Below are 26,993 nucleotides of genomic sequence, written 5' to 3' on the forward strand. Positions count from 1 at the left end.
CCGCTCGTGTACCCCGAAAGGCCTTACCGCTCGACTTGCATGTGTTAAGCACGCCGCCAGCGTTCGTCCTGAGCCAGGATCAAACTCTCCGTAAAAGACTCTCGATCAACAGTCGAAACTGCAAATCAGTCATAAACATAAAGAGTCAAATCACTAGCAAAAAAACTCAACTAGCAAAACAAACAAAACCTTCTCACCTCAGACGGGAAGAATGAAGCAAGAAGATGTCACACCCACACCCCAAAAGGCATGAGCGCCAAAAACATTCGGCACTGACATTCATCGACACACTGTTGAGTTCTCAAAGAACACGCGCACACCATTCACCTTCGAGCTGAAGCTCGTGGATGTCCGGGGCAACCGTTCCAGCTTAGATCAGATGATCGAGCGCAGTCAAACTGGCTTCTCATCCGTGAAGAAGTCGAACCTTTCGGCTTTGACATCTTCATGGTGTCGGAAGCGAACTCCGCGTTGCTCAGGCCTTGCGGTCTGGGCTGGCGTCCGTGTCGCTCTGACCTGGACAAAGTTACGCCCCGGATAACAACGCGTCAAATCCCCAGGTCGTTCACGCGTGAATCGCGTGAACGGCCTGGTCGCAACCGGTCACTTACCCACCTGACGGGCGTCGTAACCAAATTACATGGATGTGACTCCGCCCACTGACTACAACTGAAAACTCAGTCCGCGATTCGGGCGCCTGCGAAGTTCCGCTTTCCGCGTCGGACCACCAACCACCGGCCGTGCAGGAGATCGTCCGCACCGGGCGTCCATTCTTCGTCGGAAATCTTGACGTTGTTGACCGATGCGCCGCCCTCCTTGACTGCGCGTCGGGCAGCGCCCTTGCTCTCGCTCAACCCCGTAGCGACGAGCAGATCGACGATGGTGTTCGGTGCACCGGCCTCGATGTCGGCCACAGACGCTTCCTGTAGCGCGGCGGCGAGCGTCTTCTCGTCGAGTTCGGTCAGTTCGGCCCGCCCGAAGAGCGCCTGGCTGGCCAGTTCGACCGAGCGAGTCGCTGCTTCGCCGTGGACGAGCGTGGTCATCTCGGCGGCCAGGCGCTTCTGCGCCTCACGCGCGTGCGGACGCTCGGTGGTCGCCGTCTCGAGTTCTGCCAACTCGTCCTTCGACAGGAAGGTGAACCAGCGCAGGTACTTCACCACGTCTGCGTCACCGGTGTTCACGAAGTACTGGTACCAGGCGTACGGGCTCGTCATCTCCGGGTCGAGCCACAGGCTGCCGCCTCCGGTGGATTTGCCGAATTTCTTGCCGTCGGCGGAGGTGACCAGCGGAACCGTCATGGCGTGCACCGACTCGGCGTCCTGGCGCCGGTTCAGCTCCACCCCGGCGATGATGTTTCCCCACTGGTCGGAGCCGCCGATCTGAAGACTGCAGCCGTATTGCCTGCGGAGCTGCACGTAGTCGTTCGCCTGCAACAGCATGTAGCTGAACTCGGTGTACGACATTCCGTCGCTCTCGAGCCTGTTCTTCACCGTCTCGCGAGCAAGCATGACGTTGATCGAGAAGTGCTTACCGATGTCGCGAAGGAAATCGATCGCGGACAGCTCCCCCGTCCAGGACAGATTGTTCACCACCACTGCACCCGTCGGGCTCTCGTCCAGGTCGACGAACCGTTCGAGCTGACCACGGATACGCGAGGCCCACTCGGTGACGACCTCGGGGGAATTCATGGTGCGCTCCCCTACATCGCGAGGGTCACCGATGAGTCCCGTCGCACCACCGGCGAGGATGATCGGGCGATGGCCGGCCCGCTGGAAACGCTTGAGCGCCAGCAACGGCACGAGGTGCCCTGCGTGCAGCGAGGGACCTGTCGGATCGAAACCGGAGTACAGCGTGATCGGGCCCTCGGACGTAGCCTTCTTCAGCGCGTCCACATCGGTGGACTGTGCGATCAGTCCACGCCAGGTCATTTCGTCGATGATGTTCTCACTCACGACGTCGATCCTCCCGTATGGACGCATCCAGGCGTCGGTCAGGCCTCCGAGCCACCGGGAGCGGCGGCGCGGGGACTGCGTTTGTAGCTCGACACCGCCTGCGACCCGATCACCCAGAAGCGCCACAGACGATCGGCTTCCGAACTCACCCCTACCCGTCGGCCGGATGCAACCGCCTTCTCGTTCAACGGGCGCTCGAGTAATTCGAGGGTGACGGCCGACGACGCGTCGAACACGTCCGATCCGTTGTCCGCCAGCGAGACGCCAAGGGCTCGACCGAGATTTCCGGGCCCGCGGGCCCAACCGGCCTCGACCCGCGCGGAGCGTGGACCGCGGCCCGCGCGCCTGGTCTCGACGATATGGTGACCGGCCACCACTTCACCCGCTCGAAGCAACACCGCAGCGGCGGTACCGTCCGGGCCGCAGCTCACGTTCACACAAAGATGCATTCCGTAGCTCAGGTAGACGTACAGACGCCCCGCAGGACCGAACATCACCTGGTCACGAGGGGTTGGGCCCCGGAAGGAATGCGCGGCCGGATCCGGCCATGGACCATCGAGCGGACCACCGTAGGCCTCGACTTCCACGATGCGCACCGACACGTCGCCCACGGTGACGGTTCCGCCGAGGATGCGTCGGGCTGCGGCGTCGGGTTCCCCGATCTCCAATTCAGCGACATTCATCGATCCCATGATGCTTCGCCCTTGACCACCGTGCGCCGACGGGGCTATGACTTCGACATCCGACAAGTCTGGAGGCCGCTATGGCGTTCACCTGTGAACACGCCGTCGAGATCACAGGGCTGACGGTTCGCCGCGGCAAGCGAACGGTGCTGAACAATCTGTCCCTGACAATCCCCCGTGGTGTCATCACCGGACTTCTCGGTCCATCGGGCTGCGGTAAGACGACTTTGATGCGATCGATCGTCGGCACTCAGATCGTCAGCAGCGGAACCGTGACAGTACTCGGATCGCCGGCCGGCTCGGCACCGTTGCGCCGCACCGTCGGGTACGTGACCCAGGCACCGAGCGTCTACCGAGATCTCACCGTTCGCGAGAACGTGCAGTACTTCGGGTCGCTGTACGGTCGCCGGCGCGCGGACGTGGCATCCGCCATCGCATCGGTCGGGCTGGCCGACCACGCGTCGTCACGGGCGGGCGAACTCTCCGGCGGCCAACTGGGGCGGGTCTCCCTGGCCAGCGCGCTGGTTGCCGAACCCCAGCTGATCGTCCTCGACGAACCGACGGTCGGCTTGGATCCCGTGCTGCGCTCGGAGCTGTGGTCGCGTTTCGCCGATATCGCGGCAAGCGGCACAACGGTGCTGGTCTCGAGCCACGTGATGGAAGAGGCGGAGCACTGCAGCCGTCTCGTTCTGATGCGCGACGGCACCGTTCTCGCCCACTCGAGCCCGGACGCGCTACTCGCGCGCACGAACGAAACGACCCTCGATCGCGCATTCCTGTCCCTCATCAGATCTACCGAGGAGACATCGTGAACGCGCGTATCTACGCAGCCGGCACGGGCCGCATACTGCGACAGCTACGAGCAGACCATCGATCGGTGGCCATGGTGCTGCTCGTTCCGTCCCTGCTGATGGTGTTGCTCTACTTCCTGTACCGAGATGTGCCGACCCCGCCTGATCAGCAGTCGTTGTTCGATCGGATCGCCATCACGATGCTCGGCATCCTGCCGTTCGTCGTCATGTTCCTGATCACGTCGATCTCGATGCAGCGTGAACGCTCCTCGGGAACGCTCGAACGCCTGCTGACGACTCCGATGTCCAAACTGGATCTGCTCGCGAGCTACGGGTCCGCGTTCTCACTGGCCGCCATCGGACAGGCGGTACTCGCATGCACCGTCGCGTTCGGATTTCTCGGGCTCGACATCGAGGGCTCGGTAGGGTGGGTACTGGTGATCGCAGTCCTGGGAGCGATGCTCGGCGTGGCCATCGGACTGCTGTGCAGCGCATTCGCTCGCACCGAGTTCCAAGCCGTCCAGTTCATGCCGGTGGTCGTGATTCCACAGCTGTTTCTCTGCGGACTCCTGGTGCCGCGCGACCAGATGCCGAACTGGCTGAGCACGATCAGCGATGTCCTGCCGCTGAGCTACCTGGTCGACGCGCTCCAGGAGATATCCAGGTACCCCGGAGTCACCGGGCGCATGTGGACCGACATCGCCGTGGTCACGGCGTTCACCGTCGCCGCGCTCAGCGGAGCCGCCGCGACATTGCGCCGACGAACCCAGTAGTCGACTAACCCAGTGCGCGGCCGAGAGTTCTAGGACGTGGCGCGCGCCAGGATCGACTCGTGCTCGGCGTCGTCGATATCGCGGGCGTCGTCGGCCAGCAACACCGGGATGCCGTTCTCGATCGGATATGCACGCCGCAGTCGCGGGTTGTAGAGCAGTTCCCCTTCGATCAACAGCAGCGGGCCCTTGTCCACCGGGCACGCGAGTATGGAAAGCAGTGTCGAATCGATTGCCACAGGTGTCCTTTGCTCTGCTCCGGTCGAACCGGAGTGGTGTACTCGCTTACGCTACCGAACCCGTTTTCTTCCGTGCCGACTCGTTCCTACGACGATTTTTCGGCCGCGGCCTCGCGCCCGACGAACCGTTCGGCCACAACAGCTTTCGTCAATCGACGGTAGCTGTTCGACGCGGAGTCGTAGAACCACGAACGCGCACTCGGCGTCGGAATGCCGACCTTCTTGAACGCCGTCGCGGTCGGTCGGTACGCGCGTCCCACCGGAATCTCGGGCACCACGTGCACGATCGCCGGACGCTCGGCCGGGAGCAGCACTCCGAGTGCGTCCGTCAATGCACGAGCGGTGATCACCGCCTCCGGTTGCAGCGAGATGGCGCAGACGGCGACCTCGGTGGCCGACGCCTCGACGCGCACCGATCGTGGCCGATCGGATGTCACCCGCACTCCGTAGACCACGGCCGAATCGACCTGATCCAGGTCACCTACCGCGTCGACGATCGGCTGGGTGTACACCGGACCGCACGCCGAACGCACCACGGTGTCCTTGCGGTCGACGAGCCAATAATCGCCGTCGGAATCGCGACGGAACAGGTTCTCGGTGGGGATCCAGGCGTCCGTGGGCTCGAACACTCCGCGCATGACGTGACTGGTCGCTTCGCCGTCTCCGCTCGGTCGGCCGAGGAGCAGGCCGATCTCGTCGTCGCGGCACTGCCGGACGAAACCGTCGTCGTCCTCTTCGAGGCGGCCGGTGATGGGGTCGTAGGCCGCCAGCGCAACCCGTGCGCTGCCGGGCAGCGGACGACCCTTGGAACCGATCTTCGAGCCGGCCACATTGGCCAGGATCACGTCGTTCTCGGTGGATGCGTAGAACTCGAGCACTCGAGCCGGGCTGAACCGCGCCAGCGTGCGACGCCACAGCCCCACCGGCATACCGGAGCCGATGAACAGGCGCACCGGGTGGCCGGAGTCGACCGGGAACCGGCCGTCGTCGAGAATCTGCCGCATCATCGTCCAGGTGTAGCTCACGACCGTGACGCCGTAGCGGTACACCTCTTCGCTGAACCGCTCGGGCTCGAGACCACGGGAGAGCGCGATGCGTGACCCGCCCGCGAGCGCGCCACCGATCGTGACGAGAATACCGGCCGAATGGTGCAGCGGGGCAAGGCAATAGACGGTATCGCCGGGTCCGAGCGCGGCCGTCGTCGCGGTACCGAACGCAGACAACGCCCAGCGATGATTGGTGATGTATCTCGGTTCGAGACCGCGATCAGTGGTCGTGAACAGAATCATCGCCAGTTCGCGGGCACGACCGGGATCCGGCTCGTACCACTGAGGCAGACGCACCGCGTCGGGATCGATGGCCTCGAGATCGACCACCTCGTAGCCTGCCGGGATGTCGAGTTGCCGCGTCTCACCACCGCCGAGCACCAGGACGTTCGGGGCCACCGGGACCGCCGCCGCAGCATTCTCCGGATCGGCGATCACCGTGTCGACGTCGACGGTCCGCAGCGCTGCGGTCAGGTCGCTGCCCGGCTGCAACAGAACAGGTACTGCCCCGATCCGCGAGAGCGCCGCCATCGCGGCCAATGCGCTGGGACGAGTCTCCATCAACACACCGATGCGCGACGCGGGTCGCACCCCGACACTGATCAGTCCACGCACCACGTTGTCGATGCGCACGTTGACCGCGTCGTAGGTGTGCACTCGGTCGTCGAACAGGAAGCACTCGCCGTTCGGAGACTTACGTCCCTGCTCGGCGATCAAGCGGCCCAACGAGACTCGACTGTGCGGCTGCATCTGCCCGAGGCGGGCGAGCCTCGGCAACGTGCGCACGGCCTCGGAGGAGATCTCGCGAGTACCACGCACCGCGCCGGTCGCCGCCGATGCCAGCCCGCGGCCGACACCGACGCCCACCTCGGCGATGGAGGCAGCGGTGTGGATCAGGCGATTGGTGATCGACACACCGCTCTCGGAATCGCCGTGGCCTTCGCGCTCCATCACGCGGACCGCCTCCGGCTTCGGTCCGAGGTCCTCACGCCACCGAATCCAGTTTCCCGTCGTCGGCCAGGTCTGTGCAGCCGCGGTACTTCCGACAACCAGACCGAAATGGCCTGCACGCAAAGTGGTTTCGAAGACCCGGGCGCGCGGGGCTGCACGCTGAATGCCGCGCACGGCCAACGGTTGCCCGATGTCGTCGACTTCGCCGACGAAGGCGAGCACCGGCACTGTGAGCTCGGCCAGAGTCAACAATCTGTCCTTGATGACGAACCCGCCGGTCATCATGCGGTTGTGGACGACGAACTGCTTCAACAACTCCGCAACAGCCGGGCCCGACCACGCCACCCACCCGTCCATCGCCAGAAAGCGACGCTGCGGCTCGCGCGGCAACAGTGCCTCACGATCGTGCAACTGACGCAGAAAATCCACTCGCGATCGCACGGTCTTCGCCGGATCGAGTAGCTGAAATCCAGTCCGCGCCATCCACCCCGATACAGCGAGCCGGGTGAACACATGGTCGGCCAGGAACTCCGCTCCCCGCGTGGCCACGCCGGCCGGAATCCCGAGAGGCAGACCGGCGAGAGTGTCGACCGGAGCTCCGAACGTGATGAGGCTGGCCAGATTTCGGCCACCGCGATAGGCGGCTGCCTGGTAGCAGAACATGCCGCCCTGAGAGTAGCCACCCAGGTGGACGTCGCGACCGGTGTGCTCGTGCACCTTGTCGACGACCTCACTGATCGCCACGACGTGATCGGCGAGCGTGCGCCCCCATCCGCCCTCTTCGGTATCGGGCGAACCGAAGTCGACCACCCACGGATCGAGCCCCATGCCGTGCAGGATTCCGGCGGCGCCCTGGTCGGTCGTGACGTCGTAGACGTCGGCGGAGACCATCATCGGCGGAATGAGCACCACCGGAGGACTGTCGGCGGGCACATCGTCGGGGAAGTACCGCCGAAGCCGATACATCGGCTCGCGGTCCATCACCCGAAACGGCGACGGATCCACCTCGGTCTCGAGACCACCGAGTCGGATGACCTCGAGACCGTTCTGCGCCGTGGCGATGGCACGGCGCAGTGGACCACGTACGGCGTCTGCATTCAGTCCCACAAATACACTCCTGCGTTCGGCCCCGACGGAACGACCGGCATCGGTCTTCGCGTGACGAAAGCTTCTCACATCACACTCGCGGAAACCGGCACGGATATCGATTGCGCACTCAGTGCCGCAACACCGGTTCCTCGGCCCATGCACGCAGGGTCGCGGCAGTCGTCCGCACTCCCCCGAGCTGATGCGCGACCTGCACGGCCGCCGTGCCACCGCGCGCATCCCGCGACGAGATGGAACCCTCCACCGTGAGCACCTCACGAACGGCCGGAGTGAGGGACGAATCGATCGCGGCCAGCTCCTCGTCGGTCAGATCCGCCAGCCCGACGCCGCGCGCCTCGGCCGCCCGGACACAGGCTCCTGCAGCCTCGTGAGCAACGCGGAACGCAATCCCCTGCCGCACCATCCATTCGGCGATATCGGTGGCGAGCGTGAACCCGGCCGGTGCCAGCTCCGCCATCCGTTCGGTGTGGAACTCGAGCGTCGCCGTCAATCCGGTGAGCGCAGGCAGCAACAGCTCGAGTTGCGCCACCGAATCGAACACCGGCTCCTTGTCTTCCTGGAGATCACGGTTGTACGCCAAAGGCTGTGCCTTGAGCGTGGCCAGCAGGCCGGTCAGATTACCGATCAATCGGCCGGTCTTTCCGCGGGTCAACTCCGCGACGTCCGGATTCTTCTTCTGCGGCATGATCGAGCTGCCGGTCGACCACGCGTCGGCCAGCGTGACGTAGCCGTACTCGGGAGTGCTCCACGAGATGACCTCCTCCGCGAATCGCGACAGATCGACCGCCGTCATCGCCAATACGAAAGCCGCCTCGGCGGCGAAGTCGCGCGAGGACGTGGCGTCGATCGAGTTCTCGGCGGACGAGTCGAACCCGAGCTCGGCTGCGATCTTCTCCGGACTCAGACCCAGCGACGAACCGGCGAGAGCACCGGAACCGTACGGCGACACCGCTGCTCGCGTGTCGAAATCTGCGAAGCGCTGCACATCACGCAACAACGGATGGGTGTGCGCGAGCAGATGATGCGCCAGCAACACCGGCTGCGCGGCCTGCGAATGCGTCTTGCCCGGCATGACGGCCGTCGGATGCGCCGCTGCCTGGGTGGCCAACGCGTCGACCACGTCGAGAACGCCGACCGACACCCGGCGGACGGCGTCGCGCAGCCACATGCGGAACAGCGTGGCCACCTGATCGTTACGCGACCGGCCCGCGCGCAGCCGGCCACCGACCTCGGGTCCGACCCGGTCGATCAACCCGCGTTCGAGAGCGCCGTGCACGTCCTCGTCCGATTCGGCTGCCACGAACGCGCCCGACGCGACATCGTCGGCGAGTCGTTGCAAACCGTCGAGCATGGTCTCGAGGTCCTGCGGGGTGAGCAGTCCGGCGCCGTTCAGTACGCGGGCGTGCGCCATGGATGCGCGGATGTCGTACGGCGCGAGGACCCAGTCGAAGTGCGTCGACTTGCTCAACGCTGCCATGGCGGCGGCCGGCCCCGATGCGAATCTGCCGCCCCAGAGCGAGCCTTCGTTGGTTCCGTGCGAGGTCTCAGAATTCGTCACAGGCCCAGGTCCCGCTTCGCGGCGATCTTCGACGACAATCCGTGCAGCTGAACGAATCCCTTGGCCGCGGACTGGTCGAACGTGTCGCCCTCGTCGTAGGTGGCGAGATTGAAGTCGTACAGCGACTCGCCACTGCGGCGTCCGTTGACGATGATCCCGCCCGCGTGCAGAACCAGGCGAATATCGCCGGAGACGTGCTCCTGCGTGTGCTCCACGAACGTGTCGAGAGCACCCTTGAGCGGGGAATACCACAGGCCGTCGTACACCAGCTCGGCCCACTTCTGGTCGGTGTGGCGCTTGTAGCGACCGAGTTCGCGCTCGAGGGTCACGTGCTCGAGCTCCTCGTGGGCGCGGATGAGCACCATGGCACCGGGTGCCTCGTAGATCTCACGACTCTTGATGCCGACGAGCCGATCCTCGACCACGTCCAACCGGCCGACACCCTGCGCTCCCGCACGAGTGTTGAGCTCCTGGATCGCTTCGAGCACCGAGACCGGGCGACCGTCGATCGCGACCGGGCGACCCTTGTCGAACGAGACGATCAGTTCGTCCGGAGCCTGGAAGTTGACCGTCGGATCCTCGGTGTAGTCGTAGACGTCCTTGGTCGGCGCGTTCCACAGGTCTTCGAGGAAGCCGGTCTCCACCGCGCGTCCCCAGACGTTCTGGTCGATAGAGAACGGCGACTTGGTGGTCACGTTGATCGGGATGTCGTTCTCCTCGGCGAACTTGATCGCCTTCTCGCGCGTCCACGCGTAGTCGCGAACCGGTGCCAACACCTCGAGCTCGGGGGCGAGGGTGTTGAAGCCGACCTCGAAGCGAACCTGGTCGTTGCCCTTGCCCGTGCACCCGTGTGCGACAACGGTTCCGCCGTGCGCCCGCGCGTTCTCCACGAGGTGCTTGACGATGAGCGGACGACTGATCGCCGACACGAGGGGATACCGATCCATGTACAGCGCGTTGGACTGCACGGTCGGCAGGCAGTACTCGTCGGCGAACTCGTTCCTGGCATCGACGACGACGGATTCGACTGCGCCGCAATCGAGTGCGCGTTGGCGCACGACGTCCATGTCCTCGCCGCCCTGCCCCAGATCGATGGCGACGGCAACGACCTCCTTGCCGGTCTCCCTGCCGATCCAGCTGATGGCGACGGAGGTGTCGAGTCCGCCGGAGTAGGCGAGGATGACGCGTTCGGCCATGGTGTTCAAGCTCCTTCGTTGTTCTTGATGCGCATGATGGGTAACCGGATCTCAGTTACCGCGTCGAGCAAGCTTTTCGATCTTGTCCGCGACCTCGCCACCGGTGTGTGGCTCGCGGGCGATCAACAGAATCGTGTCGTCACCGGCGATGGTCCCGACGATCTCCGGCATCGCAGCACGGTCCAGAGCGCTGGCCAGGTAGTGCGCCGCGCCCGGTGGCGTGCGAAGGACGGCCTGGTTCCCACTGTGATCGGTGGACACCAACAACTCCCCCAGCAACTTCAGGAGTCGGTCGGTGCCGCCGGACACTCCCCGGACCGGGCTGCCGTCCTCGGGCACGACGTACACCCCCACTCCACCGTCCGGCGCGCGCAGTTTCACGGCACCCAGTTCCTCGAGGTCCCGCGAGAGGGTGGCCTGAGTGGTGTCGATCCCCTCGGCTGCGAGCAACGACGCCAGCTGCGGTTGACTGCGCACCTGATGGGTGGCCAGCAACGCGATGATCCGTGCCTGCCTGCCCGCGCGGGTCGACGCGGTCAACGGCACCGCAGTGACGTCTTCGCTCATGGTCGTCGGGCCTGTTCGAGGAGCCACACAAGCAGTGCCTTCTGCGCGTGCAGGCGGTTCTCGGCCTCGTCCCAGACAACACTCTGGGGGCCGTCGAGCACCTCGTCGGTGATCTCCTCGCCGCGATGTGCGGGTAGGCAGTGCAGCACGACGGCGTCCGACTGGGCCTTCGAGAGCAGGTCCGAATCGATTCGATACGGCCGGAACGGTGCGACGCGATCGAGACCGTCGTTCTCCTGGCCCATCGACGTCCAGGTGTCGGTGACGAGCGCGTCGGCACCGGCCGCGGCCTCGACCGGGTCCTCGGTGATGGTGATGGTGGCCCCGGTTTCCTCGGCGCGCGCATGCGCCGCGTCGAGAACGTAGCCGAGCGGCGCAAATTCCTTGGGCGCAGCGATCCGCACGTTCAGCCCGGCCGTCACTCCGCCGATGAGCAGCGAGTGCGCCATGTTGTTGGCACCGTCACCGAAGTAGGCCAAGGTGCGCCCCTGCAGATTTCCCTTGTGCTCGATCAGGGTCTGCAGATCCGCCAGAACCTGGCACGGGTGGAACTCGTTGGAGAGGGCGTTGACGATCGGAATCGTTGCGCCGGTCGCCATTTGCTCGAGCCGCTTCTGCCCGAACGTGCGCCACACGACCGCCTCGACGTAGCGCGAGAGAACCCGCCCCGTGTCCTGCAGCGTCTCCTCACGCCCCAGCTGGGTGTCGCGGCCCGTCACCACCACGGCATGACCACCCAACTGCGCGATGCCCATCTCGAACGAGAAGCGGGTCCGTGTCGAGTTCTTCTCGAAAATGACGCCGACCCCCTTGGGGCCCTCGAGCGGACGCTTCGAGAACGGGGCACGCTTGAGTTCGGCTGCCAGAGCAAGGATTTCACCCTGCTGCGCGGGCGTGATGTCGTCGTCCCGGAGGAAATGCTGAACGGTCATGGCTGATGAGCCTCCTGTGCTGCGTCGAGAATTGCCGGTAACGCCGTCACGAACGACGCGGCTTGCTCTTCGGTGATGATCAACGGTGGTGCGAGCCGAAGCACGTCGGGCTGGGCCGCGTTGAGGAGGAAGCCCGCCTCGCGCGCGGCGGCTTCGGCCGCCGGTGCGACGGCGGCGGTGAGGACCACGCCGAGGAGAAGGCCCGAACCCCGAACATGGCTCACCAGAGGGTGATCCAGATTCTCGATGGAGTGTGCGATGGTCTTGCCGATGCTGTCGGCGTGCGAGAGCAGGTCCTCGTCGGCGATGGTGCGCAGCACGGCCAGAGCCGCCGCCGCGCATACGGGGTTACCACCGAACGTGGTGCCGTGCTTGCCCGGATGCAGCAACTCCCCCGCCGCTCCGATGCCGATGCAGGCCCCGATGGGCAGGCCGCCGCCCAGACCCTTGGCGAGCGTGATGACGTCGGGCACGATGCCGACCGACTGGTGAGCGTAGAACCAACCCGTTCGGCCGATACCGGTCTGCACCTCGTCCAGGACCAGCAGTGCACCGTGCTTCGCGGTGATCTCACGGGCGGCGAGAAGATATCCCTCGGGCGGAACCACCACGCCTCCCTCACCCATGATGGGTTCGAGAAACACTGCGGCAGTGTCGGAATCGACAGCGGCTTCGAGCGCGGCCACATCGCCGTACGGAACGTGGTGCACGCCGGCAGGCATCGGCTCGAACGGGATCCGCTTGTCCGGCTGACCGGTCAGCGCGAGAGCACCCATCGTCCGTCCGTGAAACGACTTCTCCGCCGCCACGATGTTGGGACGGCCGGTCAGGCGAGCGATCTTGAACGCCGCCTCGTTGGCCTCGGTTCCCGAGTTGCACAGGAACACCCGACCGGTGGCCCCGGCACCGAGCTGCGCGAGCAATTGCTCGGCCAACGCGATACCGGGTTCTGTCGCATACAGATTCGAAGTGTGCCCGAGGGTGGACAGCTGAGTGGTAACCGCCTCGATCACCGCCGGATGGGCATGTCCGAGGATGTTCACGGCGATACCCGCGAGCAGGTCCAGATACTGCTTTCCGTCGGCGTCGGTCACCACCGCGCCCTCGCCGCGGACGAGCCCCACGCGCGGAACACCGTAGTTGTCCATCAACGAATTCGACCACCGCTGTTGCAGATCGAGGGTGGACTCGGTGCCGGTCATGGCGTGGCTCCTGACGTGGAAGTGTGATCGGGGGTGACCATGGTGCCGATTCCCTCACCGGTGAACAGCTCCACCAGCACGGAATGTTCGACGCGACCGTCGATGACATGAGCCGACGGAACACCGGCTCGAACCGCCCGCAGGCACGCTTCCATCTTCGGCACCATCCCGGCGTCGAGTGAGGGCAGCAACGCCTCGAGCGTGGACGCGTCGATCTCGGAGGTCAACGAGCTGCGATCGGGCCAATCCGTGTACAGGCCTTCGACATCGGTGAGCACCACCATCTTCTCGGCACCGAGGGCACTGGCGAGCGCCGCTGCCGCAGTGTCGGCGTTGATGTTGTGGACGACGCCGTCGCGGTCGGGCGCGATGGTGGACACCACCGGAATACGTCCTGCGGCAATGAGATCGAAGACCGCGGCAGGATCAACCGACGTGACGTCGCCGACGAGACCGATGTCGGTCTCGGTGCCGTCGACCAGCACGGTGCGACGCGTCGCGGTGAACAGGTGCGCATCCTCACCGGAAATTCCGACGGCGTACGGACCGTGACCGTTGATCAGGCCGACGAGCTCGCGCCCGACCTGACCGAACAGCACCATCCGCGCGACGTCCATGACCTCGGGGGTGGTGACGCGGAATCCGCCGCGAAATTCACCGGCCAGGCCGAGTCTGGTCAGCATGGCCGAGATCTGCGGCCCGCCGCCGTGAACGACGACCGGATGGATTCCGACGGTGCGCAGAAACACCATGTCGGCCGCGAACGCCCGCTTCAGATTCTCGTCGATCATGGCATTTCCGCCGTACTTCACGACGACGACCTTGCCCGAGAATCGCTGCAGCCAGGGCAGAGCCTCGGCGAGCGTGAAGGCCTTCTGCGCGGCCGTCAACTGCAGTGCGGCCGAGGTCATGACGAGTACGCCGAATTCTCTTCGACGTACGCGTGCGAGAGATCGGTGGTTCGAATGGTGGCAGACCCTGCGCCGAGACCGAGATCTATGGTCACCGAGATGTCGACACCGGACAGATCGACCTGCCGAGCTCCCGGCGCTCCCACGCCGTCGATACAGACCGGATTTCCGTTGAAGGACACGGCAATTCGATCCGGATCGAGCTCGATCGGGGCGATACCGATTGCCGCGAGCACCCGGCCCCAGTTGGGATCCGACCCGAAGAGGGCCGTCTTGGTCAGGGAGTCCCTGGCGACCGCGCGAGCGCCGATCAGGGCGTCGTCCTCGCTCATCGCGCCCGACACGGTGATCCGCACCCGCTTGGTCACGCCCTCCGCGTCGGCCATCATCTGGTCGGCCAGGTCGTCGCACACCGCCAGGACCGCGGCGTCGAGTTCTTCCTGAGACGGTGCCACTCCGCTGGCCCCGGACGAGAGCAGCAGCACGGTGTCGTTCGTCGAGGACGCGCCGTCGACGTCGAGCCGGTCGTAGGACATTCGAGTCGCCGCGCGCAGTGCCTTGTCCAACTGGTCCGCGGTGGCGACGGCATCGGTGGTGATGACGCTGAGCATCGTGGCCAACGACGGTGCGAGCATGCCTGCCCCCTTGGCCATACCGCCGACGTTCCATTTGTCGGCATGATGAACGGCCGCCTGCTTGGGCACGGTGTCGGTGGTCATGATCGCGTACGCCGCATCGGTGCCACCCGAAATCCCGCCCGCGAGTTCGTGCACCACCTCGGTCACGCCGGGCAGCAGCTTGTCCATCGGGAGCCGGTCACCGATGAGACCCGTCGAGCACACGGCGACCTCGATCGCTCCGGTCTCGGAACCCCAATTGCTCAGTGCGGAGGCCACTTCCTCGGCTGTACGGTGCGAGTCCTGAAAGCCCGGCGCACCCGTGCAGGCATTGGCACCACCGGAATTGAGAATCACCGCGCGCAGCCGTCCGGTGGAGAGCACCTGCTGCGACCACAACACCGGCGCAGCCTTGACCTTGTTGCGGGTGAACACACCCGCCGCAGCGAAATCGGGACCCTCGTTGAACACCAAGGCAAGATCGGACTTGCCACTCGCCTTGATTCCGGCCGGAATACCGGCAGCGCGGAAACCCGCAGGACAGGTGACACCCTGCGTGCGCACGAGCTTGCCCGCCACCATGCCGACGGCCTCCGCCTGGCTCCCGACGCTGCTCATGGTGCTACTCCTACGGTAGAGAGACCATCGGTCTCGGTGATTCCCAGTGCAAGATTCATGGATTGGACGGCGGCTCCTGCCGTGCCCTTGGCCAGGTTGTCGATGGCGGCGATCACGACGAGCAAGCCGGCGTCCGCATCGACCGACACGCTCATCTGCACGGCGTTCGACCCGATGACCGAACCGGTCTGCGGAAGGCGACCGGCTGGAAGCACGTGCACGAACGGCTCTGCGGCATATGCCTTCTCGTAGACCTCGACGGCCTGCGCCTGCGTGGCGGTGGTGATCGCGGTGCAGGTGGCCAGGATTCCGCGAGGCATCGGTGCGAGAACCGGCGTGAAGGACACTGCAACAGCGCTACCGGCGAGCGCCGAGAGGTTCTGCACGATCTCGGGAGTATGGCGGTGCGCGCCCGCAACCGCGTACGCCCGAACCGAACCCATCACCTCCGAACCGAGAAGATCGGCCTTCGGAGCTCGGCCGGCACCCGAACTACCGCTGACGGCAACGATATTGACGCGGGGCTCGATGATGCCTGCGGCGACGGCAGGTGCGAGCGCGAGAGACGACACCGTCGGGTAACACCCGGGAACCGCGATGCGAGTGGCACCGACCAATCGCTCACGGCAGCCCGGCAACTCCGGCAATCCGTACGGCCAACTGCCCGCATGGGGACTCTTGTAGTACTTCTCCCAGGCCGCACCGTCGGTGAGGCGGAAGTCGGCCCCGCAGTCGATGATCACCACGGACTCGGGCAGCTGCAGCGCGAGTTCGGCGGACTTGCCGTGCGGGAGCCCCAGGAACACGACATCGTGACCCGCGAGCTCGTCGACGGTGGTCGGCGCGAGAACGCGGTCTGCGAGAGGCAACAGATGGGGATGGAATTCACCCAGCGTCGCACCGGCATTGCCGCCCGCGGTCAGCGTGCCGATGACCAACGAACCGTCGCGCACTCCCGGGTGCCCGAGCAGCAATCGAAGAATCTCGCCGCCGGCGTACCCACTTGCGCCCGCCACCGCGATGCGCCTCGGCGTGGCCTCCGAAATAGTCATGCGGTTTATTATGCAGCATCATGCAAGCTCATTCATGAACGGGTCCGGTGTGTCAGCGTCCGCCCATGGACCTGCGGATCTCGTCGAGCTTCTTTCGGCCGGCGTCCTGCCGCTCGTTCCACTGCTCGTCGAGGTCACGGCCCGCCCTGGACTCTCGGTCCAGTTCCTCCGCGCCGACGGCTGTGCCCGATCGCTGTTCGACCTTGTCGCGTACACCGTCCCACGTGGGCACCCCCGAATCGGTGAAGTCACCGATCGGCGCGCTCACCGCACCGGCACCGTATCCGCTACCGACGGGCTGGTCCTCGACCAGCTCCGCATCGATTATCCCCGGAACCGTGCCGCCGAGCGGAGCCCCCGGCGGTGGATCACCGAGCGGCTGGTCGATCCGCGGCTTGGTCACCTGCGGAACGTCGACGTCGGGAACCGTCCCGGGTGGTGCACCGCGATCGGGTCCAGTGGATTCGGGCTCAGCATTGCGCAACTCGACCGCCAGCGCCGATGCGGCTGCCGCCACCGGGGCCAACCGGGACCGACCGGCCACTGCAGCCAGGATCTCCTCGATCACCTGAAGATCCGTCGCCGCACCGTCTGTTCCGAATTCACTCATGCGCTGCTCCCGTCACCCGTCGTACTCGTGACTCCACGCTACGGACACCGGAGCCCGGGTGTGCACGGATCGACTGCGCAACTGCGCTTGTTCAACTGCGCAACTGCGCTGGTTCAACTGCGCAGCTGCGCGCCGACGGCCTTCGATGCCGCGTCGACCGCCGCATCGCGTGCAGCCGTTGCCTGATCCTCGGTCAAGGTGCCGTCTGCACCTCGGAACCGCAGCGCGAATGCCAGCGACTTGCGACCCTCGCCGACCTGTTCGCCCTCGTAGACGTCGAACAGCCGGATCGACTCGAGCAGGTCGCCCCCGCCGATCGTGAGCGCGGCTTCCACCGACGCCGCAGGTACGGACGCGTCGACCACCACGGCCACGTCCTGCAGCACCGCCGGATACGGCGACACCTCGGGGGCAGGGAGCGACTCGACGACGGGAAGAGCGCTCAAACTCAACTCGACGGCACACGTACGCGGCGGCAGGCCCGCCCGCTCGAGCACGGCCGGATGCAGCTCGCCCGCGTATCCGACGACCTCACCGTCGAGCAGGACCTCCGCGCACCGACCCGGATGCCACGGAAGGTGCTGCGCCGCCCGAAGATCGACGTGCACTCCGGACGCCTCGGCAACCGTACGTACCGCAGCGAACGCATCGGCGGCCTCTGCCGCGCGGCCGGGACCCCACGGACCCGACAACTCACGCTGACCGGTCAGCACCATGCCCACGTGCACCGGCTGCGCCGGCAACGAACCACGAAGCATGGCGATCTGGTCGTCGGTGGGACGACGGTCGACCGGCAACGCGTCCACAGCTGCGGTGGCATCGTGTCGGAGCACCACCTGAGCAATGCCGAACAGCGAGACGTCTCGCTGACCGCGCGCGATGTTCCGGCTCAGCATCTCGAGCAAACCGGGAAGCACAGTGGTCGCGAGCTCGGGACGGTCGGCCTCGAGTGGATTGAGCACCGAGGTGGTTGCGCGCCGTGGGTCGTCCGCGTCGAGACCCCACGTGTCGAACACGCCCTTGGGCAGGAACACCGGAGGCAACACCTCGACGTACCCGGAGAACGCGAGTGCCTTGCCGACGGCACGCCTGCGCTTCTGTTCGGCAGTGAGGCCACGACCGCCCGGGGCCGACGGCAGTACCGACGGGATCTGTTCGAGCCCTTCGAGCCGCAGCACCTCTTCCACCAGGTCGGCGCGCTGCACCAGATCCGGTCGCCAGGACGGCGGGGTGACGATGAGCTGGCCGTGTCCGGCGTCGTCGACCGATACCTCGACTCCGCAACCGATCTGCGTCAACCGTCGGGCAGCGGTTCCATTGGGGTACTGCACTCCGGCGATTCGGTCCGGCAGGTCGAAGTCCATCGTGACCGTGGGATATTCGGCTGCCTCGCCGATATCGGTCAACACGGGCTCGATCCGGCCGCCGGCGATCTCGACCAACAACTGTGCGGCCCGATCGAGTGCTGCGACAGGCAGAGCCGAATCCACGGTCCGCTCGAAACGCTTGCTGGCCTCGCTGGAGAGCTTGTGGCGACGACCGGTGCGGAACACCGCGAGCGGATCGAACGATGCCGCTTCGAGCACGACCTCGGTGGTCGAGTCGTCGACTTCGGTGGACGCGCCGCCCATGACACCGGCCAACGAAATCGCTCCCGAGCCGTCGGCGATGACGACGTCCTCGGCATCGAGAGAACGCTCGACGCCGTCCAGCGTGGTCAGCTTCTCCCCCGCGTTCGCGCGGCGGACGACCAGATCGCCGTCGAGCTTGGCCGCGTCGAATGCGTGCAGCGGCTGGCCGAGTTCGTGGAGCACGTAGTTGGTGACATCGACGGCCGCCGAGATCGGGCGTACGCCTGCCAGCAGAAGTCGACGCTGCATCCACCAGGGCGTCGTCGCCGTCGGATCGATGCCGACGATCTTGCGCAACGCGAATCGCGATGCGCCCGAGTTCGGTTCGACGCTGACCGACCAGGCGTCACCGGTGACCTCGGTGGGGACCGTGCGCGCCGGATCCACGAACGGAAGATCGAAACTGCAGGCCAGTTCGCGGGCGAGGCCGCGGACCGAGAAGGCGTAGCCGCGATCCGGGGTCACGTTGAGCTCGATGACCGAGTCCAGCAGACCGAGAACGGCTTTGGCGTCGTCACCCGGAGCGGCCGTGCCCTCGGGCAGCACCAGAATTCCGGAGTGATCCTTACCCAACCCGAGTTCGAGCGTCGAGCAGATCATGCCGTTGGAGTTGCGGCCGTAGGTCTTGCGCGACGCGATGGCGAATCCCCCGGGCAGGACGCTGCCCGGCAGCGCGGCCACGATCAGGTCACCCTCGGCGAAGTTCCTGGCCCCGCACACGATTTCCTGTGGCTCGGCTGCTCCGACGTCCACCAGGCAGAAGCGAATCGGTTTCTTGAACTCGGTCAGCTCCTCGATGGAACTGACCCGACCGACCACGAGTGGTCCGGTCACGTTGTCCAGCGAATCGAGTTCCTCGACCTCGAACCCGACCCGCACGAAACCGGCGTCGAGCTCCTCGGGCGAGACGGCCCAGTCGGGCGTCCCCGCGTGCAGGACCTCGGTCAGCCAGGATTGTGGGACTCGCACGTGTGCTCAGCTCTTTCTTGTATCCGAGAAGAAGTGGGGCGGGTGAAGAACGTCCGTCAGGCCTGAACACCGAAGGGCAAAGTGAACCTGATGTCGCCCTCGACGATGTCGCGCATGTCCGGGATGTCGTTGCGGAACTGGAGCGTCCGCTCGAGACCCATTCCGAACGCGAATCCGGTGTAGACCTCGGGATCGATGCCGCTGGCCTGCAGCACCTTCGGGTTGACCATTCCGCAGCCACCCCACTCGACCCAACCGGCCCCGCCCTTCTTCTTCGGGAACCACACGTCGACCTCGGCCGACGGCTCGGTGAACGGAAAGTAGTTGGGGCGCATGCGTGTACGGGTGTCGTTGCCGAACAACGCCTTCGCGAACGCATCCAGTGTGCCGCGCAGGTGCGCCATGGTCAGGCCCTTGTCGATCGCAAGACCCTCGACCTGATGGAAGACCGGAGTGTGCGTCGTGTCGAGTTCGTCCGTGCGGAACGTCCGTCCCGGGCAGACGACGTAGATCGGAACCTCACGCGAGAGCATCGACCGAACCTGCACCGGGGAGGTATGAGTGCGCAGAACCTGACGCGAACCCTCCGGCGCGATGTGGAACGTGTCCTGCATCGTGCGTGCCGGGTGGTCGGGCAGGAAGTTCAGCGCGTCGAAATTGAAGTGTTCGGTCTCTACCTCGGGGCCTTCTTCGACCTCCCAGCCCATTCCGACGAACACGTCGGCAACCTGTTCGGCGATGATCGTGATCGGGTGCCGGGCACCGACGGGAGCTCGGTCGGTCGGCAGTGTCACGTCGATGGTTTCTGCGACCAGGATGGCGGCGTCACGCTCGGCCGACAGCACGGCGCGTCGCTCGTCGAAGGCCTTCTGCACTCGATCACGCGCTGCCTTGACGCGTTTGCCCGCGTCCGCCTTCTGGTCCCCCGGGATCGCACCGAGCGCGCGCTGCGCCAGTGCCAACGGAGCCTTGCCGCCCACGTGATCGATCTTGACCTTGGTCAGAGCATCGAGGTCCGACGCGTCGGCGAACGCCTGCTCGGCCGAGTCCACTGCGGATCCGAGCGCGGACTCCTCGAGAACGGACGGATCTACCGGCTCGGGTCCGCCATCTTTCTTCGCCACGACAGCTGCACTCCTCGAGTAATAGTAGGTGTCTGCTCAGAACAGACAGGTATCGATCCTAGGTGAGACCTGCTCACGGGGTTTCGGAGCGTCGCTGCGCCCTGGCACTCGCGTACAGGCAGATCGCCGCGGCGGTCGCCAGGTTGAGGCTCTCGGCGCGGCCGTGGATAGGGATTCGAATGCGGTGATCGGCGTCGCGCGTCACGGACTCCGAGAGTCCGTGTGCCTCGTTGCCGAACAACCACGCGGTCGGTTGCGTGAGCAGCTCGTCCGCGTCGTCCAAGTCCACTTCGCCATCGGCGGCCGTCGCGACGATGGTCAGACCCGCCCTGCGCAACGCGTCGATCCCGGACTCGATCGATCGCTCCCGAGCGATGGGCAGATGGAACACGCTGCCCGCCGAGGCGCGGACGCATTTGCCGTTGTGGGGATCCACCGAATCGCCCAGCAGAACGACCGAATCCGCTCCTGCCGCGTCGGCGACGCGAATCACAGTCCCGGCATTGCCCGGCTCGGCCGTCTCCACCGGTACGGCCACCAGCCGCGGTGTTCCGGCCAACGCACGGTCGATCGGGACGTCGATCAATTCGGTGACTGCGATCAAGCCCTGCGGAGTGACCGTGTCGGACAATGCCTTCGCAGCACGGTCGGTGATCGGGTGAACTCGTGCGCCACCCGCCTCGATGGACGTGATGAGGTCATGGTGGCGCTCGAGAGCATCCGCGGTGAAGAACAGCTCACGAACCAACCGGGACCGGGCCGCCTCGGACACCGCATTGAAGCCTTCGGCCAGAAAGAGCCCGGTCTTCTTGCGTTCTGCGGCTCGAGCGAGCTTGACGGCCGAAACGACCCGCGGAGTTCGCTCGGTCAGCGAATCCACGGGCCGTTTCGGTGTTGAGTCGTCGTACGTCGACTCGCTCAGGCTGCTTCTCCGGCCGGAGCGTTGACATCGGCAGGCAGCGCGGCCTTGGCGATGGCGACCAGGCTTGCGAACGCCGCAGCATCCGACACAGCGAGCTCGGCGAGGATCTTGCGGTCGACCTCGACGCCTGCGGCCTTGAGGCCCTGGACGAAGCGGTTGTACGTGATGTCGTTGGCGCGAGCTGCAGCGTTGATACGCGTGATCCACAGCTTGCGGAAGTCACCCTTGCGCGCGCGGCGGTCCCGGTACGCATAGGTCAGCGAGTGGAGCTGCTGCTCCTTGGCCTTGGTGTACAGACGTGAGCGCTGTCCGCGGTAGCCCTTGGACGCTTCGAGAATCGAACGGCGCTTCTTCTGGGCGTTGACGGCCCTTTTTACGCGTGCCACTGGTGAATCCTGTCGATCTGGGGGTGTGTGAAACCCCGAATGGTAATGGGATGAAGCCGACCGAAATCAGTCGGCGGCGGGCCGAATCAGATGCCGAGCAGGCGCTTGATCCGCGGCACGTCGGCCTTCTTGACAACGGCGACACCATCGAGGCGACGAGTCACCTTGGTGGGCTTGTGCTCGAGCAGGTGGCGACGGCCGGCCTTCTGGCGCAGGATCTTGCCGCTGCCGGACACCTTGAATCGCTTCTTGGCACCACTGTGGGTCTTCTGCTTGGGCATGAAATCCTCTTCTTCTGTAATAGCTCTTCGGTGTTGCATGGCACAGCCGTACATCGCTACGGACCAGCTGTGTACCGAAGCAGGTGTAGGGCTGTCTTACTGGTAGAGCGCGAGGCTCAGTTGGTCTGCGCCGGAGTAGCCGGAGCTGCTGCGGCCGGTGCTTCGGCAGCCGGGGCTGCATCGGCGGGCTGTTCCGGCGCGGGGGCCGGTGCGCGCTGCGCGGGCGGTGCCGCTGCGCTCTCCTGTGCCTTGACGCGAGTCTTGGCACCCTTGTGCGGTGCCAACACCATCGTCATGTTGCGGCCGTCCTGCTTGGCCGAGGTCTCCACGAAGCCGAGCTCCGCGACGTCCGCGCCCAGGCGCTGCAGCAGACGGAAGCCGAGCTCGGGACGCGACTGCTCGCGACCGCGGAACATGATGGTGACCTTGACCTTCGAGCCGGCTTCGAGGAAGCGAACGACGTTGCGCTTCTTCGTCTCGTAGTCGTGCGCGTCGATCTTGGGACGGAGCTTCTGCTCCTTGATGACGGTGAGCGTCTGGTTCTTGCGCGATTCGCGCGCCTTCTGCGCAGCCTCGTACTTGAACTTCCCGTAGTCCATGATCTTGCAGACCGGCGGACGTGCGTCGGGAGCTACTTCTACAAGATCGAGGTCGGCTTCGAGAGCCAAGCGGAGTGCATCTTCAACACGCACGATCCCCACCTGTTCACCACCCGGTCCGACAAGCCGGACCTCGGGAACTCGGATGCGATCGTTGATGCGGGTCTCAGTGCTGATGGGGCCTCCTAGGTAGTGCGGTGTGGTGTGCAACCCGACCGCCTGCCACTGGCACAGCCCGTCGCCGTCGATCCTCGACATTCCCCGCAGCGATGTGAACCGCTGCAACGAAAAAACCCTGCTTTCGGTGTGATCCGATAGCAGGGCCCGATGTCGACCGGTCGACCCGCACGACAACTGTCGCCGTACAGTCTCCTCACTGGGAGGAAGCACGCAGGAGGCCGGTGAGGACTTCCTTCGTGCGACCGGACCGGGAAGTAGCTTGTTGAAGGCTACGTGCCGGTGGGAGTCGGGCTCCACTTGCTGCCTCCGTGCGGTGAACTCCATCGAGGAGCGCACGCCGAAGACGGTCGTCGAGTCACACTACCAGCCGATTCGAGAAACCGACAATCGAGCTCGATCGTCCCCGACAGCGTCGGCACCCGATTGTCCCCGCTGCAGCCGGCGTGGGATTCTCGTAGGCATGACCAGCGCCCCCACTCCCGCCGATGGCGATCCCGCGGGTGCCGACCCCGTCGGCACCGAGCCCGAAGTCCGTGAACTCGCCGAAGTCCCCGCGGTCGAGGTCATCAGCCGCGCTGCGGTGATGCTGATGAGTTCCGCAGCCGAGAAGTTGGGACTGTCCGAGCCGGATCCCGCGGAGAGCCCATACCTCGACCTCGACGAGGCACGCCGCGTCATCACCGCCTTGGCCGGCCTGGTCACCGCGTCGGTGGAATACCTCGGCCCCCATGCCGGACCCATTCGCGACGGCCTGCAGGCCCTGCAGCGCGCATTCCGGGAAGCGTCGGCCCATCCGGACGAGCCGGGAAAGGGCCCCGGCGAGAAGTACACCGGTCCGGTGCACTGAGCAGAACACCAGCCAAGTCGAGACCGACGCACGAAGCCGCATCCGGTAGTCAACGGATGCGGCTTCGTCGTTCACGGGGTCCGAATCGGACGGCTTCAGCCGACTGCAGCGCTTATCGGACGGCGGCGACCTTGCGAGGCCTACGCTTCTTTGCAGCCGCCTTCACCGGCGGGGCGACGACCGACTCGCGGGTGAGCGCCTCTTGCAGGAACTTGCCGGTGTAGCTTTCCGAGACCGCCGCCACTGCCTCCGGATCACCCTGCGCCACAACCGTTCCGCCGCCCGAGCCACCTTCGGGGCCCATGTCGATGACCCAGTCCGAGACCTTGATGACGTCGAGATTGTGCTCGATCACGATCACCGTGTTGCCCTTGTCCACCAAGCCGTTCACGACGCCGAGCAGCTTGCGAATGTCCTCGAAGTGCAAGCCGGTGGTCGGTTCGTCGAGAATGTAGACCGTGCGACCGGTGGACCGCTTCTGCAGTTCCGCTGCCAGCTTGACGCGTTGCGCCTCGCCGCCGGACAACGTCGTTGCCGGTTGGCCGAGTCGTACGTACCCGAGACCGACCTCGACGAGTGTCTTGAGGTAGCGGTGGATCGAGGTGATGGCCTCGAAGAAATCGGCAGCCTCCTCGATCGGCATGTCCAGGACCTCGGCGATGGTCTTGCCCTTGTAATGGACTTCGAGTGTCTCGCGGTTGTATCGCGCACCCTCACAGACCTCGCACGGAACGTAGACGTCCGGCAGGAAGTTCATCTCGATCTTGAGTGTGCCGTCTCCCGAGCATGCCTCGCACCGGCCGCCCTTGACGTTGAACGAGAATCGACCGGGCTGATAGCCGCGCACCTTGGCCTCGGTGGTCGCCGCGAACAGCGTGCGAATCTTGTCGAACACACCGGTGTACGTGGCCGCGTTCGAGCGCGGCGTGCGTCCGATCGGCGACTGATCCACCCGCACCAGCTTGTCGAGCTGATCGAGGCCGTTGATGCGCGTGTGCCGACCGGGAACCTGGCGGGCACCGTTGAGCTTGTTGGCCATCACCGTCGCGAGAATGTCGTTGACGAGTGTGGACTTGCCCGAACCCGACACCCCGGTGACCGAGGTCAGCACACCGAGCGGGAAGCTGACGTCGATGCCACGCAGATTGTGCTCGCGGGCACCGACCACGGTGACCTGACGCTTCTTGTCCACGACACGACGGGTGTCGGGCAGCGGAATCTCCATCCGTCCGGACAGATACGCACCGGTCAGCGATTCCTCGTTGGTCAGCAGGTCCTCGTACGAACCGCTGTGCACGACGCGTCCGCCGTGCTCACCCGCCAACGGACCGATGTCGACGATCCAGTCGGAAGTACGGATGGTGTCCTCGTCGTGCTCGACGACGATGAGGGTGTTTCCGAGGTCGCGCAATCGCGTCAACGTGTCGATGAGCCGACGGTTGTCGCGCTGATGCAGTCCGATCGACGGCTCGTCGAGGACGTACAGAACACCGACGAGTCCCGATCCGATCTGGGTGGCGAGGCGGATGCGCTGCGCTTCGCCGCCGGACAGCGAGCCGGCGGTCCTGGCCAGTGACAGGTATTCGAGACCGACGTCCAGCAGGAAGCCGAGGCGAGCCTGCACCTCCTTGAGGACCTGCCCGGCGATTGCTTCCTCGCGGCGACCGAGGGTGAGGCTGTTCAGGAAATTCGCGGTGTCGGCGATCGACAATTCGCACACCTCGGCGATCGACTTAGGGCCGAAGTCGCCCGCCGCGATCGTCACCGACAGGATCTCCGGCCGCAGCCGCGCCCCGTTGCAGGTGGGACACGGCACGTCGCGCATGTAGCCGTCGTAGCGTTCCTTCATCTGCTCGGACTCGGTCTGCTCCAACCGGCGGTGCAGGAACGGCATCACACCCTCGAACTCGGCGTAGTACGACCGCGTGCGGCCGTAGCGGTTCTTGTACTTCACGTGCACCTGGTGATCGCTGCCCTCGAGGACTGCGCGCTTGACCTTGGCGGGCAACTTGTTCCACGGCGCGTTCAGGTCGAATCCCATGGCGTCGGCGAGCCCGGAGAGCAGGCGGCCGAAGTACTCCGACGTCTGGCCCATCGACCACGGTGCGATGGCACCGTCGGCGAGGCTGAGATCGCCGTCGGGAACGACCAGCTCCGGATCGACCTCCTTGCGCACGCCGAGTCCGACGCAGTCCGGGCACGCACCGTACGGCGAGTTGAAGGAGAACGACCGCGGTTCGAGATCGTCGATGGACAACGGGTGTCCGTTGGGGCAGGCGAGCTTCTCGGAGAACCGGCGCTCACGGTCCGACGCATTCTCGTCACGGTCGACGAAGTCGAGCACCACGATGCCGTCGGCCAGCCGAAGGGCGGTTTCCACCGAGTCGGTCAGACGCTGCTTCGAGCTCGACTTGACGGTGAGGCGGTCGACGACGACCTCGATGTCGTGCTTCTCCTGCTTCTTGAGCACCGGTGGGCTCGTGAGCTGATGTACGACGCCGTCCACGCGAACACGCGAGTAGCCCTGCGTGTTCAACGAGTCGAACAGGTCGACGAACTCACCCTTGCGGGTACGAACCACCGGGGCGAGAACCTGGAACTTCAGGCCCTCCTCCATGTCCAGCACCTGATCGACGATCTGCTGCGGAGTCTGCTTGGCGATCTGCTCGCCGCACACCGGGCAGTGAGCCGTTCCTGCACGCGCGTACAACAGCCGGAGGTAGTCGTAGACCTCGGTGATGGTGCCCACGGTCGATCGCGGGTTGCGGTTGGTCGATTTCTGATCGATGGAGACCGCTGGCGAGAGGCCCTCGATGAAATCGACGTCCGGCTTGTCCATCTGACCGAGGAACTGCCGCGCGTATGCGGACAGCGACTCCACGTAGCGACGCTGCCCTTCGGCGAAGATCGTGTCGAAGGCGAGTGAGGATTTGCCCGATCCGGACAGACCCGTGAACACGATCAGCGCATCCCGCGGCAGGTCGATGTCGACTCCCCGCAGATTGTGCTCCCGTGCACCTCGCACTATCAGGCGATCCGCCACTGTGTTCCCTTCTTTCCGAACGAGCACGTCCAGCCGAGTTGCTGCGGGGCGCAGCACTGCACGACCTTCGAGTCGCGTGATGACGTGTGATGCCGACGCACCGGTCACACGTCGTGTAACCGTGGACCCCACGTCGAAAACCTGTTGTGGTGAGGGACGAACCTCACGCAGTAGCAATGGTAGATCCAGGCACCGACACACTTTTCCAG

General features: G+C 65.4%; 23 protein-coding genes and 1 rRNA gene. 3 read left to right on the forward strand and 21 right to left on the reverse strand.

Features of this window, described 5'->3' with window-relative positions; translation table 11 throughout:
• The 3 genes from CH283_RS14640 to CH283_RS14650 form a co-directional block, all read right to left on the reverse strand.
• Positions 1-95: ribosomal RNA gene (locus tag CH283_RS14640) — 16S ribosomal RNA — on the reverse strand; the annotation flags it as partial.
• Positions 96-677: 582 nt separating this feature from the next.
• Positions 678-1,952 (reverse strand): tyrosine--tRNA ligase, encoded by a 1,275-nt coding sequence (gene tyrS, locus CH283_RS14645; RefSeq protein ID WP_094640062.1) that lies wholly within the window; start codon positions 1,950-1,952, stop codon positions 678-680.
• Positions 1,953-1,990: 38 nt separating this feature from the next.
• Entirely contained in the window at positions 1,991-2,635 is a 645-nt protein-coding gene (locus CH283_RS14650) for a DNA-3-methyladenine glycosylase (protein ID WP_094640378.1), read from the reverse strand.
• A gap of 80 nt (positions 2,636-2,715) precedes the next feature.
• Here CH283_RS14650 and CH283_RS14655 point away from each other — a divergent pair, with 80 nt between their 5' ends.
• Both CH283_RS14655 and CH283_RS14660 read left to right on the forward strand, forming a co-directional pair.
• The gene (locus tag CH283_RS14655) at positions 2,716-3,447 is read left to right on the forward strand and encodes an ABC transporter ATP-binding protein (protein ID WP_094640063.1); all 732 of its coding nucleotides are present in this window, start codon (positions 2,716-2,718) and stop codon (positions 3,445-3,447) included.
• Positions 3,444-4,199, forward strand: coding sequence for an ABC transporter permease (locus CH283_RS14660; RefSeq protein ID WP_094640064.1), 756 nt, complete (start codon positions 3,444-3,446; stop codon positions 4,197-4,199). Before CH283_RS14655 ends, CH283_RS14660 begins: the two co-directional genes overlap by 4 nt.
• Before the next feature lie 29 nt (positions 4,200-4,228).
• Here the strand turns inward: CH283_RS14660 and CH283_RS14665 are convergent, their stop codons facing one another.
• The 17 genes from CH283_RS14665 to infC form a co-directional block, all read right to left on the reverse strand.
• A complete protein-coding gene (locus tag CH283_RS14665) occupies positions 4,229-4,435 on the reverse strand; it encodes a Trm112 family protein (protein ID WP_094640065.1) in 207 nt (68 codons plus the stop codon).
• Positions 4,436-4,521: 86 nt separating this feature from the next.
• Positions 4,522-7,539 (reverse strand): AMP-binding protein, encoded by a 3,018-nt coding sequence (locus CH283_RS14670; RefSeq protein WP_094640379.1) that lies wholly within the window; start codon positions 7,537-7,539, stop codon positions 4,522-4,524.
• 109 nt (positions 7,540-7,648) lie between these two features.
• Complete coding sequence (gene argH / locus CH283_RS14675) at positions 7,649-9,097, reverse strand: argininosuccinate lyase (protein ID WP_094640066.1); 1,449 nt, start codon at positions 9,095-9,097, stop codon at positions 7,649-7,651.
• Positions 9,094-10,293: an argininosuccinate synthase gene (locus tag CH283_RS14680; protein ID WP_094640067.1), complete on the reverse strand. Its 1,200-nt coding sequence runs from the start codon at positions 10,291-10,293 to the stop codon at positions 9,094-9,096. Before CH283_RS14680 ends, argH begins: the two co-directional genes overlap by 4 nt.
• Before the next feature lie 51 nt (positions 10,294-10,344).
• On the reverse strand, positions 10,345-10,860 hold the full coding sequence (locus CH283_RS14685; protein WP_037192611.1) for an arginine repressor: 516 nt from the start codon (positions 10,858-10,860) through the stop codon (positions 10,345-10,347).
• Positions 10,857-11,792 (reverse strand): ornithine carbamoyltransferase, encoded by a 936-nt coding sequence (gene argF / locus CH283_RS14690; RefSeq protein WP_094640068.1) that lies wholly within the window; start codon positions 11,790-11,792, stop codon positions 10,857-10,859. Before argF ends, CH283_RS14685 begins: the two co-directional genes overlap by 4 nt.
• Positions 11,789-12,994 (reverse strand): acetylornithine transaminase, encoded by a 1,206-nt coding sequence (locus CH283_RS14695; protein WP_094640069.1) that lies wholly within the window; start codon positions 12,992-12,994, stop codon positions 11,789-11,791. Before CH283_RS14695 ends, argF begins: the two co-directional genes overlap by 4 nt.
• Complete coding sequence (argB, locus tag CH283_RS14700) at positions 12,991-13,905, reverse strand: acetylglutamate kinase (RefSeq protein WP_094640070.1); 915 nt, start codon at positions 13,903-13,905, stop codon at positions 12,991-12,993. Before argB ends, CH283_RS14695 begins: the two co-directional genes overlap by 4 nt.
• Entirely contained in the window at positions 13,902-15,104 is a 1,203-nt protein-coding gene (argJ, locus tag CH283_RS14705) for a bifunctional glutamate N-acetyltransferase/amino-acid acetyltransferase ArgJ (protein WP_176460295.1), read from the reverse strand. The genes argB and argJ overlap by 4 nt, the downstream gene beginning before the upstream one ends.
• A 32-nt stretch (positions 15,105-15,136) precedes the next feature.
• Complete coding sequence (gene argC / locus CH283_RS14710; RefSeq protein WP_094640072.1) at positions 15,137-16,192, reverse strand: N-acetyl-gamma-glutamyl-phosphate reductase; 1,056 nt, start codon at positions 16,190-16,192, stop codon at positions 15,137-15,139.
• A 52-nt stretch (positions 16,193-16,244) separates the two neighbouring features.
• Entirely contained in the window at positions 16,245-16,802 is a 558-nt protein-coding gene (locus CH283_RS14715; protein ID WP_068050959.1) for a hypothetical protein, read from the reverse strand.
• Positions 16,803-16,915: 113 nt separating this feature from the next.
• On the reverse strand, positions 16,916-19,402 hold the full coding sequence (gene pheT / locus CH283_RS14720) for a phenylalanine--tRNA ligase subunit beta (protein WP_094640073.1): 2,487 nt from the start codon (positions 19,400-19,402) through the stop codon (positions 16,916-16,918).
• Between the two features lie 56 nt (positions 19,403-19,458).
• Positions 19,459-20,526 (reverse strand): phenylalanine--tRNA ligase subunit alpha, encoded by a 1,068-nt coding sequence (pheS, locus tag CH283_RS14725; RefSeq protein WP_068283211.1) that lies wholly within the window; start codon positions 20,524-20,526, stop codon positions 19,459-19,461.
• Positions 20,527-20,599: 73 nt separating this feature from the next.
• Entirely contained in the window at positions 20,600-21,406 is an 807-nt protein-coding gene (locus CH283_RS14730) for a TrmH family RNA methyltransferase (protein WP_094640074.1), read from the reverse strand.
• 38 nt (positions 21,407-21,444) lie between these two features.
• Entirely contained in the window at positions 21,445-21,834 is a 390-nt protein-coding gene (gene rplT, locus CH283_RS14735; protein ID WP_032378959.1) for a 50S ribosomal protein L20, read from the reverse strand.
• Positions 21,835-21,920: 86 nt separating this feature from the next.
• Complete coding sequence (gene rpmI, locus CH283_RS14740; protein ID WP_008715923.1) at positions 21,921-22,115, reverse strand: 50S ribosomal protein L35; 195 nt, start codon at positions 22,113-22,115, stop codon at positions 21,921-21,923.
• A 116-nt stretch (positions 22,116-22,231) separates the two neighbouring features.
• On the reverse strand, positions 22,232-22,972 hold the full coding sequence (gene infC / locus CH283_RS14745) for a translation initiation factor IF-3 (protein WP_045199680.1): 741 nt from the start codon (positions 22,970-22,972) through the stop codon (positions 22,232-22,234).
• A 382-nt stretch (positions 22,973-23,354) separates the two neighbouring features.
• Between infC and CH283_RS14750 the strand changes: the two genes are divergently transcribed.
• On the forward strand, positions 23,355-23,741 hold the full coding sequence (locus CH283_RS14750; protein ID WP_068050975.1) for a DUF1844 domain-containing protein: 387 nt from the start codon (positions 23,355-23,357) through the stop codon (positions 23,739-23,741).
• Between the two features lie 112 nt (positions 23,742-23,853).
• Here CH283_RS14750 and uvrA read toward each other — a convergent pair whose 3' ends face one another.
• A complete protein-coding gene (gene uvrA / locus CH283_RS14755; protein ID WP_094640381.1) occupies positions 23,854-26,784 on the reverse strand; it encodes an excinuclease ABC subunit UvrA in 2,931 nt (976 codons plus the stop codon).
• Between the last annotated feature and the right edge of the window lie 209 nt (positions 26,785-26,993).

The sequence above is a fragment of the Rhodococcus sp. 05-2254-2 genome (genome assembly GCF_002259095.1).
GTDB lineage: Bacteria > Actinomycetota > Actinomycetes > Mycobacteriales > Mycobacteriaceae > Rhodococcoides.

Coding starts and splice junctions, on each gene's coding strand:
- CH283_RS14650 (WP_094640378.1), bottom strand. CDS start 2,635: ATGAATGTCGCTGAATTGGAGATCGGGGAACCCGACGCCGCAGCCCGA.
- CH283_RS14655 (WP_094640063.1), top strand. CDS start 2,716: ATGGCGTTCACCTGTGAACACGCCGTCGAGATCACAGGGCTGACGGTT.
- CH283_RS14680 (WP_094640067.1), bottom strand. CDS start 10,293: ATGGCCGAACGCGTCATCCTCGCCTACTCCGGCGGACTCGACACCTCC.
- CH283_RS14685 (WP_037192611.1), bottom strand. CDS start 10,860: ATGAGCGAAGACGTCACTGCGGTGCCGTTGACCGCGTCGACCCGCGCG.
- argF (WP_094640068.1), bottom strand. CDS start 11,792: ATGACCGTTCAGCATTTCCTCCGGGACGACGACATCACGCCCGCGCAG.
- CH283_RS14695 (WP_094640069.1), bottom strand. CDS start 12,994: ATGACCGGCACCGAGTCCACCCTCGATCTGCAACAGCGGTGGTCGAAT.
- argB (WP_094640070.1), bottom strand. CDS start 13,905: ATGACCTCGGCCGCACTGCAGTTGACGGCCGCGCAGAAGGCCTTCACG.
- argJ (WP_176460295.1), bottom strand. CDS start 15,104: ATGGTGGCGGGCAAGCTCGTGCGCACGCAGGGTGTCACCTGTCCTGCG.
- argC (WP_094640072.1), bottom strand. CDS start 16,192: ATGACTATTTCGGAGGCCACGCCGAGGCGCATCGCGGTGGCGGGCGCA.
- CH283_RS14715 (WP_068050959.1), bottom strand. CDS start 16,802: ATGAGTGAATTCGGAACAGACGGTGCGGCGACGGATCTTCAGGTGATC.
- rpmI (WP_008715923.1), bottom strand. CDS start 22,115: ATGCCCAAGCAGAAGACCCACAGTGGTGCCAAGAAGCGATTCAAGGTG.
- infC (WP_045199680.1), bottom strand. CDS start 22,972: ATGTCGAGGATCGACGGCGACGGGCTGTGCCAGTGGCAGGCGGTCGGG.
- CH283_RS14750 (WP_068050975.1), top strand. CDS start 23,355: ATGACCAGCGCCCCCACTCCCGCCGATGGCGATCCCGCGGGTGCCGAC.